Here is an 11,687-nt window from a genome sequence, read left to right as displayed (position 1 = left end):
GGAGAACTGCGAGCACTGAGGAGTGTCATGAGCGAGGAGCGGTCGATGAGAGTCGGCGATCGGGAGCGGGAGGAGGCGGTTGCTCGGCTGGGGGAGCACTACGAGGCTGGGCGGCTGAGTGCTGAGGAGCACCAGGAGCGGGTTGGCGAGGCATTGCAGGCGAAGACGCAGGCCGAGTTGGCGGCGTTGTTCGTGGACCTGCCGGGTAAGTCAGCCGACCCGGGGAAGACGCAGTACCAGCCAGCATGGAAGGGAACCAAAAGACCTCCTGTACCTGTCCTGGTGGCGCTTGCTTTGGTGGCGTCCGTTGCGTGTGTGGTGCTGGGTGGGCATCCGCCGGTGTTGCCGTTGGCGTTGCTGGTTATCGGCGTGGTGTTTTTGAAGAGGCGGCGGCGCGCATGAGGGCGGCGTACCGGGTGGTGGCATCCGTCATCGCGGTGGCGGTGGTGTTGCAGGTGGCGTCGATCGCGTTGGCGGGGTTCACGGTTGCGAGTGATGCCGAGGACGGCGTGACGATCGGGGCGGACTACAGCAACTTCGGGCAGAGTTATCACAGCATGGCCGGTACGGCGATCGGGCTGCTGGCGTTGGTGTTTCTGATCCTGTCGTTCCTGACCGATGTACCGCGTGGGCGCACTTTGGCGGGGGTCGTGGTTGGGCTGGTGGTGTTGCAGTTCGTGCTGGCGGTGGTGTCCTTCGGTACTCCGGCACTGGCGGTCCTGCACGGGATCAACGGGCTGGCGATCGCTGGGGTGGCCGGTGCGGCGTCGCGGCGGGCTGCGGCTGTGGACCAGGCTGCGACCAGTGCGGCGTAGGTGGATCGCCCTGGGGGTGACGCTGGCGCTGCTCGCACCGCTGGCGTACCTCTGGGCGACCAGCCTGGTCCCGAACGACTATTCGGCGATGGAGATGGGGTACGCCGACTACGGCGGCGGGCCGTCGGGTGGGCATCAGCACCACGGGGGCCAGAGTGTTGCCGACCTGGTCGGGCCGCAGACCGGTAAGCCTGAGGTGGCGGTGACGCTGATTGCGCGGAAGCAGAGGTTCACGCTGGCCAGTGGTGAGTCGGTGGAGGGGTTCACGCTCAACGGGTCGTCGCCGGGGCCGTTGATTCGCGCCCGGCGGGGTGACCTGGTCGAGGTGACGCTGGTCAACGAGTCCGTGCCGGACGGCGCGACGCTGCACTGGCACGGGATCGACGTGCCGAACGGGGAGGACGGGGTCGCGGGCGTCACCCAGGACGCCGTACCGGTCGGGGGCAAGCACGTCTACCGGTTCAAGGCTGAGGAGGCGGGGACGTACTGGTACCACTCGCATCAGGTGTCGAGCGAAGAGGTGCGGGACGGGTTGTTCGGGACGATCGTGATCGGTGCCGCCGAGGACGACGTGATCGCGGTGATCCACACCTATGACGGGAAGCGGACGATCAACGGGCGGACCGGCCCGTCCCAGGTAGAGGTTGCCGCAGGCAATAAAATCCGGGTGGTCAACACGGACAACAGTCTGGTGCGGGTTGGGCTGGAAGGCGCGCCCTACAAGGTGGTGGCGGTGGATGGACGTGACGTGCGCGGGCCGACGGAGGTGACGGGTGCCTTCCCGTTGGCTGCCGGAGCACGGGTGGATCTCGAAGCGCTGGGAGCGGCCAGGCTGGTGACGGATTTATTGCCTGACGCAACGGTTGACCTGTTGAGCTACGGTACGCCGGCGCCGCTCGGGCTGGATCCGGCGAAGGCCGATCGGCGCTTCGAGTACCGGATCGGGCGGCGGGTCGGATTTCTCGACGGGGTGCCGGGGCTGTGGTGGACGATCAACGGGCACAAGTTTCCCGACGTGCCGATGTTCATGGTGGCCGAGGGGGACGTGGTGGTGATGAAGATCAGCAACACCAGCGGGCAGGCGCATCCGATGCACCTGCACGGGCATCATGCGGTGGTGCTGTCGCGGAACGGCGTCGCCGCGACCGGGTCGCCGTGGTGGATCGACACGCTCGAGGTCGGCGACAAGGAGACCTACGAGATCGCCTTTGCCGCCGACAACCCGGGCATCTGGATGGATCACTGCCACAATCTGCCGCACGCGTCGGAGGGGTTGATGACGCATCTGGCCTACGAGGGCGTCAGTACGCCGTACCGGGTGGGTGGTGAGCAGGGAAACAAGCCGGAGTGAGATCAGGTCAGGTCGACTCCCGAGAAGAGCAGCAGGGACAGCCCGAGGCCGATGACGAGGTTGAAGACGACGGCCGAGCCGAACACGACGATCGGCCGCCAGCCGGCCTCCTTCAGCGAGGACGCCTTGAACTCCAGTCCGATGCTGACGAACGCGAAGATCAGGAACCAGGTCCGCAGGTCGTTGATCACGCCGATCTCGGCCTTGCCCGCGGCCGCGCCGACCTGGTCGAGGTAGATGGTCGCGATCACCGAGGCGGCGATGAAGCCGAGGACGAACTTCGGGAACCGCACCCACAGCTCGCGGGCCGCCTCGGACTTGCCGGGACGGGCACCGGTGCGGTCGACCTTGAAGGCGAAGTACGCCGTCAGTCCGACCGCGACGAAGCCGATCAGCGCGTTCTGGGTGGTCTTGACGATCGCGGCGACCTGCAGGACCTCTTCACCCGCGACGGCGCCGGCCGCCGTGACTGCTGCGGTGGTGTCGATGTTGCCACCGATCCAGGCTCCCGCGACCTCGCTCGACAGGCCGAATGCGTCAGCGAGCGCGGGTAGCAGGAAGATCGAGGGGAGCGCGAACAGAATGACCAGACTGGCCGCGTAGGCGAGCTGCTCCTTCTTCGCCTGGACTGCGCCGGCCGCCGCGATCGCCGCGCTGACACCACAGATCGAGACGGCGGAGGCCAGCAGCGCCCGCAGCTTGTCGTCGAGCCCGAATCGTCCGGACAGCCACCATGTGAAGCCGAAGACCGAGGCGATCAACAGGACGGCCTGGGCGATCGCCGGTCCGGCCGCGGTGACGAGGATCTTCAGGTTGATCGAAGCGCCCAGCAGCACCAGGCCGGTCTTGATGAAGAACTCGGTCCGGAAGCCGCTTGCAAGCCGGTCCCGCAGGCCGGTGGCGGACAGGATCGCGTTGGCCAGCAGGCCGATCACGATCGCGTAGACCGGGTACTCGATCGCCGCGCCGATCTCGGCCAGCCCGGTGCCTTTGGTCCAGGCGGGCACGTGCTTCTCGAAGTACCGGGTCAGGGAGCCGAGGACGAGTACGGTCAGGACGCCGGCGACGATCAGGCCGGTCCGGGGTTTGGCGGTGACGTCGGGGGAGGTGTCGACGGCGCTCATCAGGGCACCAGGCCGGTCGGGATGACGCCGGTCAGGACCAGGGCGACCAGGACCAGGCCGGCGATGGTGGCCAGCCAGTCCTCGGTCAGGTGGATCCTGCGGACGCGGTCGACGGGTTCCTGCGGGGCTTCTTCGGACATGACGGGGACGGCCTTCCGGGCGGTGGTTGGTACGCCGAAAGGTAGAGCAATCCGCAATGTCGGGTAAGACGGTCGACAAACTGCTCAAATAGTGAGATCAGGCCGAAGAGGTTGCCCGTAGCAAGAGTTGCTGGCAGGCGGCGTCGAGGGCGGCCCGCTGGGAGGCGTAGAAGCCGTGCCAGTGCGGGTCCTCCGGGGTGGAGTCGGTGTGGTCACCGATATCGGCGTACCAGTCGCAGCCGGCCCGGAAAATCCGTGCGTGCAGGTGCAAATCGTCGTCGTGATCGCTCATCGCCCGCATCCGGTTGAGGTGAGAAATCGTGCGTCTGCCGATCACCATCATGAAACGCGCCGGCGCCGATTCCCCGGCCCGACACGCCGTCAGCGGACCAGAACGGTGATCCGCTGGGCCGAGTTGTTCGCGAAACCGCCGCGGTTCCAGGGTGCCTCGATCGGCTGCACCCGGCCGCTGCGGTCGTGCGCGCGGACGGTCAGCACGTGCTCGCCCGGCACCGCGGACCACTCGAAGGAGAAGCCGCGCCACGCCAGGTCGTTGCTGTCAGCATCGAGTTTCGCGTCGGTCCAGCTGACCCCGGCGTCGACGCTGACCTCGACCCGCTCGATCGGCGCCCAGCCGGACCAGGCCCGGCCCTGCAGGACGACCGGCCCGGCGTCCACGAACCGGTGCCGGCTCATGAAGTCGGGGTGGCCGGGCGGGATCAGCAACGCGCGCGGCTCGATCCGGGTGACCGCGACGCCGACCTCGTCGGCCTGCTGCCGGAGCCGGTAGGCGACCGCGTTCTGGTAGCCGGTGAACTCGTGGTCGATCAGCTCGATCGAGCGCAACCACTTCACGCTCGCCATCCCGTACCAGCCGGGCATGATCAGCCGCAACGGGTACCCGTGCTGCGGCGGCAGCGGGGCGCCGTTCATCTCCCAGGCGACGATCGCGCCGGAGTCGAGCGCCTCGGCCAGCGACAGCCCGCGCTGGTAGTCCTGCTCGATCCCTCGCTCGAAGCCGTGGTCGGCGCCGGTGAACACCACGTCGATCGCGTCCTTGCGGATCCCGGCCGACCGGAGCAGATCAGCCAGCGGTACGCCGGTCCACTCCGCCGTGCCGACCGCTTCCATCAGCCAGGGCTGACTGATCGGCCGCGGATGCAGCGCCGCCCGGCCGTTGCCCGCACACTCCAGGGTGACCCGGATGGTCTGCCGGCCCATCGCCCGCAGTTCGGTCAGCCCGAACGACAGTGGTTGCTCGACGCAACCATCAACGGAGAGTCGCCAGGTCGCCGCGCTGGCGGCCGGGATGTCGTAGTGCACCAGCACGTAGTGCAGCCCGGGCGGCGTCAGCTCGTAACGCAGCGCCTCCAGCGGAATCCCGTGGTTGCGAGCCGCCAACTGCAGCTCGTCCCCGGTGATTCCCTCGCCTGTGTCTGCCAACCGCCCTTTGGCGCTGAACTGCTCTACCGACATTGTGCTGACCCCCTCGATCCCCAGCAGCCTAAATCACGGCGGCGGGGGAGTCATCAGAGCCAGCCGTTGTCCAGCGCGATCCGGGCGGCCTCGGCACGGGTCCGGGCGCCGGTCTTGCCGATCGCGGCGGAGAGGTGATTACGGACAGTGCCCTCGGACAGATGCAGGCCGCGGGCGATGTCGGCCACGGTGCCACCGTCGCGGGCGGCACGCAGTACGTCGGACTCTCGGGCGGTCAGCGGGCTCGTCCCCGCCACCAGCGTCTCGGCCGCGAGTGACGGATCGACTACCCGCAGACCCTGGTGCACCCGCCGTACTGCGTCGGCAAGCTGCGCCGCCGGAGTATCCTTGACGACGAAACCGGACGCACCGGCCTCCATCGCGCGCCGCAGATACCCCGGCCGCCCGAACGTCGTCACCATCAGCACCCGAACCCCCGGTACTGCGCTCCGCAACGCGGCCGCCGCCTCGATCCCGTCCAGTCCGGGCATCTCGACGTCGAGCAACGCCACATCCGGATTCGCCGTCCGCGCCGCCTCGACCACCTCGTCGCCGCGGCCGACCTCGGACACCACCTCGAGATCGGGCTCGAGATCCAGCAGCGCGGCCAGGGCGCCCCGGACCAGCGCCTGGTCGTCAGCGAGCAGCAGCCGTATCGTCACGGGCCAACTCTGACAGCCAGCCGGAAGCCGCCACCCGGCGCGGTCCCGATCTCCAACGACGCGCCGGCCTGGTCGACCCGCTCCCGGACCCCGACCAGCCCGTGCCCGGACGTCCCGCCACCAGGCGTCGGCCCCTTGCCGTCATCCAGTACTTCGATCTGCCGCGCGCTCAGCTTGACCGTGCACTTCTTCGCCCCCGAGTGCCGGACCACGTTCGTCACTCCCTCGCGCACCACCCAGGCGAACAACTCGCGCTGCGCCTCCGGCACCTCGTCCACCACGGTCGGCAGATCAGCCTTGATCTCGGCCGCCTGCAACGCGGCCCGCGCCGACACCAGCTCCCCGGCCAGACTCAACTCGCGGTACCCGGCCACAGCAGCCCGTACGTCGGCCAGCGCCGCCCGCGCCAGCTTCTCGACATCGGCGACCTCGATCGCGGCCCGCTCCGGGTTGGCCTCGATCAGCCGCCCGGCCAGCTCGGCCTTGACCGTGATCACGGTCAGCGAGTGTCCGAGGATGTCGTGCAGGTCCCGGGCGAACCGGTTGCGCTCCTCCTGCACCGCCAGCTCGGCGAAGTCCTGCCGGGCCAGCGTCAGCTCGATACTGCGCAGCATCGCCCGGCGGATCCCGAAGACCGCGAGCCCGCCGAGCACGATCGACAGGCCGTAACTCCCGTCGTCGTGCCAGCCCGGGATGGTGTGCAGCGCGAGCTCGGCGATCGCCAGCAGACTCGCGCCGAGCGCCACGCCGTACCGCAGCGGGAGGATCATCATGCCGAGCGCCTCGACGAACACCAGCGAGGTCAGACTCGTCACGCCCGCGGCCGGCAGCATCAGCGAGGCCAGTCCGAGCAGCGTCGCGATGAAGGTCAGCTGCAGGCCGAGGGGGGTCTGGATCCGGGCCATGTTCCTGGTCCGGGCGTACCAGAAGAACGACATGTAGGCGATCACGAAGCCGATCACCCCGACCAGCCCGAGCAGCCGCTCGCCCATGTCGTCGTGCTTGACGATGGTGTTGAACGGCCGGAGCAGGAAGAACAGCCAGACCCCGGCCAGCAGCCAGCCGAAGCCCGGGCGCCGGCGCATGTCGTCCAGGGCCGCGCCGGCGCCCTCGTACTGTTCCCGCGGAGTCTGGGTGCTCACGAATTCACGCTAACCGCTCGGCGCTCAGGCCCGGGCCGTGTCGGCGCGGAATCGGCGGACCGCGATCAGGCCGAGGACGACGGTCCAGCCGAGCACCACCAGCACCGCGTTGGTGTCCAGCCCGCTCTGCGACAGCGCGCTGCGCGAGCTCTGCCCGGTCCAGTACGCCGGGGTCAGCTCGGCGATGTGCTTCATCAGCGACGGCATCGAGTCGACCGGCAGCCAGAGTCCACCGAAGGCGGCGATCAGCATCGTGCTCAGCCCGGTGATCGGCTGCACGCTGTCCGGCTTGGCGACGTACCCGATCACCAGGCCGATCGCGGCGAACGGCAGGGCGCCCAGCCAGGAGACCAGCACGACGCTGATCCACTGGCCGGCGGTCAGGTGCACGTGGCCGGCCGTCATCCCGAAGAGGAAGACCACCACCAGCGGCGGGATCGCCAGCAACAGGGACAGGATCACCTTGCTGATCACGTAGGCCTGCGGCTTCAGCGGGGTGAGCCGCAGGGTGCGGTTCCAGCCGCCGTCGCGCTCGGTGGCGATCGCGCCGCCGCTGCTCATCGCGGCCGACATCGAGCCGAAGATCGCCATACTGACCATCACGTAGGCGATCGCCGAGATGCCGTCCTGGTTGGCGTCCTGCGGGATGGTCAGGCCGAAGATGGCGAACAGCACCACCGGCATCAGGATCGCGAAGATCAGCACCCGCTTGTTCCGCAGCGTGCGGCGCAGATCGAACTTCAGGTAGTCGAGATTCATGCCACTGCCTCCTGCTCGGCGCCGAGCGCCAGGACGGCGTCCTCGAGGTCGGCCGAGGTCACCTCGATGTCATGGGCAACGGTGTTGGCCAGCAGATATCGCAACGTGTCGTCGGAGTCCGCGCACTGCAGCAGTACGACGTCGCCGCGGGTCTCCACCGTCCGTACGCCGGGCAGCGACGCCAGCGCGGCGAGGTCGGCACCGGGCACGGTCGCGCGGATGGTCCGGCCGGACACACTCGCCTTGATCTGCGCGGCGGTGCCGTCGGCAACGACCTTGCCGGACCGCATCAGCACCACGCGGTCGGCGTACGCGTCGGCCTCCTCCAGGTAGTGGGTGGCGAACAGGACCGTGCGGCCGCGGGCCGTCTCGGCGTGCATCGAGGCCCAGAAGTCGCGCCGGGACTCGACGTCCATCCCGGTGGTCGGCTCGTCCAGCACGATCAGGTCGGGCTGCGGGATGATCGCCATCGCGAACCGCACCCGCTGCTTCTGCCCGCCGGACAGGCCTTTCATCTTCCGCCCGGCCAGGTCGGAGATTCCGGCCCGGTCGAGGGCCTCGGCGACCGGGATCGGGTCGCGGTGGAGTCCGGCGACCAGGTTCAGCAGTTCGCCGACCTTGGCGTCCTCGATGATGCCGCCGCTCTGCAGCATCACCCCGACCTTGCCGGCCGCGATCGCCTCGGCCGGGGTCGCGCCGTACACCTCGACCGTGCCCTGGTCCGGCCGGACCAGACCGAGCAGCATCTCGATCGTGGTCGACTTGCCGGCGCCGTTCGGGCCCAGCATCGCCACCACCTCGCCGGGCCGGATGGTGAGGTCCACCCCGGCCACGGCCTGTACTGCGCCGTACCTCTTGGTCACTCCGCTCAGAGTGACCGCAGTCGTCGTTTTCGTCATACCCAGCAGCCTGCCGCCGTACCGCGTTCTGCTCCTGGGGCGGGCGTCACGACCTACCCATGACAAACGTCAGCCCGGGAAGCCTCTGGTGGAAGGCTTCCCGGGCTGATCGGATCACTGCTTACGCAGGCAGGGTCCAGAGCTGGTTGGCGCTGGCCGCGCAGGTCCAGATCTGCAGCCGGGTGCCGTCAGCCGAGCTCTGGCCGGTGGCGTCCAGGCACTTACCGGACGACGGGTTGCGCAGGTTGCCGTTCGACTGGGCCTGCCACGACTGGGCGCCGGTGCCGTTGCAGTCGTACAACTGCACCAGCGAGCCGTTCGCAGTACCGGCTGCGTTCACGTCCAGGCACTTGCCCAGGGCGCGGATGGTGCCGTCGGTGCCGACCGTCCAGGTCTGGCCGGCGCTGCCGTTGCAGCTCCACAGCTGGACCGCGGTGCCGTTGGCGCTGCTGCCGCCCGCGACGTCGACGCACTTGCCGGCGATGCCCTTGACCGGGCCGGTCTTGCCGCCGGTCGGCGGGGTGCTGCCACCGCCCGCGGCGTCGAAGATCGCGCTGACCAGCGAGGTGCTGCCGGTGGTGTCCTGGGACAGCTCCCAGTTCATGATGCCGCCGGCGTTGGCCACCGCCCAGGTGGTCTTGCGCTTGATCGTCGGGATGCCGTTGTAGCACTGCTGGCCGCCGCTGTTGATGCAGTCGACGTTGGCGTTGGCCGGGTTCATCGCCACGATCTGGGCGTAGGTCAGGTAGCCCGGCCGGCTGTAGAACGGGACGCCGAGCACGGTCTTGGCCTTCGGCAGGCCACGGTTCTTCCAGAAGTTCGCCGAGGCGATCGACCAGTCGTAGTTGGCGTGCGGGCTGCCGCCGTCGTACGCCATGATGTTCAGCCAGTCGACGTAGCCGAAGACGGCCGGCTGGACGCCGTACGCGGTACCGCCCTCGGAGACGACCGCGGCGGTGAGCAGCTTGCCGTTGGCGTGCAGGGTGTTGCTCAGCTGCTGCATCAGCGCGGTGTAGTTGTTGCCGGAGGTGCCCGGGTCCGGGTACTCCCAGTCGATGTCGACGCCGTCCAGGCCGTACTGGTTGATGACGCCCATCACGCTGTTCACGAAGGTGGTCCGGGAGCCGGAGTTGCCGGCCAGCGCCTCGAAGTTCGAGTCGTTGCCGTCGTTCCAGCCGCCGATCGCGAGCGAGACCTTGACGCCGTTCTGGTGGCCGAGGCTGACCAGCTGGGACAGCTTCGAGGTGTTCTCGATGCCCTGCAGGGTGCCGTTCGCGTTCGGCAGCGCGAACGCGTAGTTGATGTGCGTCAGCTTGCTGTACTGGATGGCGGTGACGCTGCCGGACCAGGACGGCATGTAACCGACGCTCTTGAACCCGGCTGGCAGCGCGGCGGCGGCGCTCGCGGCAGCGGGGGCGGCGGCCGCGGTCTGGGCCGCGTCGGCGTGAGGCGCCGGCGCGAAGGTCGCGATCAGGCCGGCGGTGCCGGTGGCCAGGGCGAGGGCCGCGACGGCCACTCGACTTCGGAGCTTCATCCTTGACGACTTCATGGGGGGCGGTGTCCTTTCGGATGGACCTTCGCGCCGCACCCGGCCGGTTCCTGCAGATCGACGAGGACCGTCCGGGCGCCAAGGGCGGCGCACGGGCGGTACGTCTTCTCGAACACCTTCCGGGGGCGGCTGTTGCGAAGGTGAATATAGAAGAGATCTGACCGAAGTCATGGCAAGTTTGCTCGGATGTCTCACCGGCGTCAAGACATCGGGACGGGTAAGAATGCGCATTCTCAGTGCGGACATCCCATGAATTCGGAGGTTTAGATCTCCGGAGCCTCGGTCCGCGAGCTCCGGGTGATGCTGATCGAAGCGGCCACGACGCAGGCCATGCCGGCCAGTTGGACGGCCGCCAGGCGCTGGCTGAGGATCAGGAAACCGGCGGTCGCGCCGACCGCGGGCTCGATGCTCATCAGGATGCCGAAGACGACGGGCTTCATCCGGCGCAGCGCCAGTGTCTCGAGCGAGTAGGGGAGGACCGAGGACAGCAGGGCGATCGCCAGTCCGATCGCCAGCGAGTGCCAGTGCAGGAGTTCGCTGCCCGCGGTGATCAGGCCCGCGGGGGCGGTGATCAGGGTGCTGACCACCATCGCGAGGGCGAGGCCGTCGAGCTGGGCGAACCGGCGGCCGGTCTCCGCGCTGAGCAGGATGTAGCAGGCCCAGAGCAGGCCGGCGATTCCCGCGAAGCCGACGCCGAGCCAGTCGACCTCGGACAACTCGTTGCCGTTGACCAGTACTACGCCGAGCGCCGCGCCCGCGACCGCGATCAGGTCCCGGCGTTTGCGGGACAGCGCGGCGGCCAGGCCCAGGGGGCCGATGAACTCGATGGTGACCGCGACGCCCAGTGGCAGTCTCTCCAGGGCGAGGTAGAAGGAGAGGTTCATCAACCCCAGTACGGTGCCGAAGGCAACTACTGCCAGGAGGTCGCGTCTGGTGCGGTTGCGCAGACTCGGGCGGGCGATCAACAACAGGATCGGTACGGCCAGGGCGAGCCGGAGCGAAACGGTGCCGGCGGCCCCTAAGTCCTCGATCAGCTTGGCAGCCAGTGCGCCGCCGAACTGCACGGAGACCACGCCGCCCAGGACCATCGCCGTCGGCGGCACCCGCAATGTACGCACAAAGGGAATGAGATCACGGGGTCAGCCCCGCAGTGAGTCCAGGCCTCGCCAGAGGAGTTCCTGCAGGGTGGTGGCGAGTTTCTCGACCGACGGGGTGCCGCCGTTGCGGGTGCGCCAGACGGCCAGCCGCTCGGTGGCGCCGGAGACGCTCTGGGCGACGATCTGGATCTCGTCCTCGTCGTGCGGGCGATCGGCGGGCAGGTTGAGCCGGACCATCATCGCGATCAGGTCGACGAACTCGTCCCGGACCTCGTCGGCGGCCTGGGCGGCCGGGCCGGCGGCGAGCATGCCCTCGTCGACCAGCACCGACCAGGCCCGCGGGTGCTCGTCCAGGAAGGCGAACCAGGCGACGAAGCCGGCGTACATGGCCTGCTCGGGGTCGGGGGCGGCGAGGACCGCGTCCGAGACGGCGTCCAGGAGCTGCGCCCGCAGGCGGGACAGGCAGGCGAGGAACAGGCCGTCCTTCGAGCCGTAGTACTGGTAGATCAGGGGTTTGGAGACGCCGACCGTGGCGGCGACGTCGTCCATCGAGGTGCCCTGGTAGCCGCGGTCGCCGAAGATCTGCTCGGCCGCGTCGAGGATCTCCCGCTCCCGGGCCGCGCGATCCCGCCGGCGCTTCACCGGTACTACGTCGTCCGTGGTCGAGGTCACT

The 11,687-nt window shown here is 68.9% G+C and carries 14 protein-coding genes; 3 read left to right on the top strand and 11 right to left on the bottom strand.

Translation table 11 applies throughout. The annotated features are described in order from the left end of the window. The first annotated feature begins 27 nt into the window (after positions 1-27). The 3 genes from AB0P21_RS11465 to AB0P21_RS11455 are packed head-to-tail and all read left to right on the top strand — an operon-like array spanning position 28 to position 2,166. Positions 28-402 carry a DUF1707 domain-containing protein gene (locus AB0P21_RS11465; RefSeq protein WP_363695749.1) on the top strand — a complete coding sequence of 125 codons (375 nt, stop codon included), beginning with the start codon at positions 28-30 and terminating at the stop codon, positions 400-402. Further along, complete coding sequence (locus AB0P21_RS11460) at positions 399-815, top strand: hypothetical protein (protein WP_363695748.1); 417 nt, start codon at positions 399-401, stop codon at positions 813-815. The genes AB0P21_RS11465 and AB0P21_RS11460 overlap by 4 nt, the downstream gene beginning before the upstream one ends. Beyond that, entirely contained in the window at positions 805-2,166 is a 1,362-nt protein-coding gene (locus AB0P21_RS11455; protein WP_363695747.1) for a multicopper oxidase family protein, read from the top strand. Before AB0P21_RS11460 ends, AB0P21_RS11455 begins: the two co-directional genes overlap by 11 nt. Before the next feature lie 2 nt (positions 2,167-2,168). Here AB0P21_RS11455 and AB0P21_RS11450 read toward each other — a convergent pair whose 3' ends face one another. The 11 genes from AB0P21_RS11450 to AB0P21_RS11400 all read right to left on the bottom strand — a co-directional run bounded on the left by AB0P21_RS11450 (position 2,169) and on the right by AB0P21_RS11400 (position 11,686). Next, positions 2,169-3,290 (bottom strand): putative sulfate exporter family transporter, encoded by a 1,122-nt coding sequence (locus tag AB0P21_RS11450; protein WP_363695746.1) that lies wholly within the window; start codon positions 3,288-3,290, stop codon positions 2,169-2,171. Next, positions 3,290-3,430, bottom strand: coding sequence for a hypothetical protein (locus AB0P21_RS11445; protein WP_363695744.1), 141 nt, complete (start codon positions 3,428-3,430; stop codon positions 3,290-3,292). Before AB0P21_RS11445 ends, AB0P21_RS11450 begins: the two co-directional genes overlap by 1 nt. Before the next feature lie 97 nt (positions 3,431-3,527). Beyond that, complete coding sequence (locus AB0P21_RS11440; RefSeq protein ID WP_363695742.1) at positions 3,528-3,722, bottom strand: hypothetical protein; 195 nt, start codon at positions 3,720-3,722, stop codon at positions 3,528-3,530. Positions 3,723-3,811: 89 nt separating this feature from the next. Next, complete coding sequence (locus AB0P21_RS11435) at positions 3,812-4,906, bottom strand: sulfite oxidase (RefSeq protein ID WP_363695740.1); 1,095 nt, start codon at positions 4,904-4,906, stop codon at positions 3,812-3,814. A gap of 53 nt (positions 4,907-4,959) precedes the next feature. Beyond that, positions 4,960-5,568, bottom strand: coding sequence for a response regulator transcription factor (locus AB0P21_RS11430; protein ID WP_363695739.1), 609 nt, complete (start codon positions 5,566-5,568; stop codon positions 4,960-4,962). Beyond that, on the bottom strand, positions 5,565-6,710 hold the full coding sequence (locus tag AB0P21_RS11425) for a sensor histidine kinase (RefSeq protein WP_363695738.1): 1,146 nt from the start codon (positions 6,708-6,710) through the stop codon (positions 5,565-5,567). The genes AB0P21_RS11430 and AB0P21_RS11425 overlap by 4 nt, the downstream gene beginning before the upstream one ends. A gap of 24 nt (positions 6,711-6,734) precedes the next feature. Further along, positions 6,735-7,469: an ABC transporter permease gene (locus AB0P21_RS11420; protein WP_363695737.1), complete on the bottom strand. Its 735-nt coding sequence runs from the start codon at positions 7,467-7,469 to the stop codon at positions 6,735-6,737. Further along, a complete protein-coding gene (locus AB0P21_RS11415; RefSeq protein WP_363695736.1) occupies positions 7,466-8,368 on the bottom strand; it encodes an ABC transporter ATP-binding protein in 903 nt (300 codons plus the stop codon). The genes AB0P21_RS11420 and AB0P21_RS11415 overlap by 4 nt, the downstream gene beginning before the upstream one ends. Before the next feature lie 121 nt (positions 8,369-8,489). Continuing rightward, positions 8,490-9,917 (bottom strand): glycosyl hydrolase family 18 protein, encoded by a 1,428-nt coding sequence (locus tag AB0P21_RS11410; protein WP_363695734.1) that lies wholly within the window; start codon positions 9,915-9,917, stop codon positions 8,490-8,492. 263 nt (positions 9,918-10,180) lie between these two features. After that, complete coding sequence (locus AB0P21_RS11405) at positions 10,181-11,035, bottom strand: EamA family transporter (RefSeq protein ID WP_363695732.1); 855 nt, start codon at positions 11,033-11,035, stop codon at positions 10,181-10,183. 21 nt (positions 11,036-11,056) lie between these two features. Further along, positions 11,057-11,686 carry a TetR/AcrR family transcriptional regulator gene (locus AB0P21_RS11400; protein WP_363695730.1) on the bottom strand — a complete coding sequence of 210 codons (630 nt, stop codon included), beginning with the start codon at positions 11,684-11,686 and terminating at the stop codon, positions 11,057-11,059. Position 11,687 lies beyond the last annotated feature (1 nt).

This window comes from Kribbella sp. NPDC056861 (assembly GCF_040687575.1).
Lineage (GTDB): Bacteria > Actinomycetota > Actinomycetes > Propionibacteriales > Kribbellaceae > Kribbella.
The sequence above is the reverse complement of the archived record's forward strand: the minus strand, read 5'-3'. Positions and strand labels throughout refer to the sequence as shown.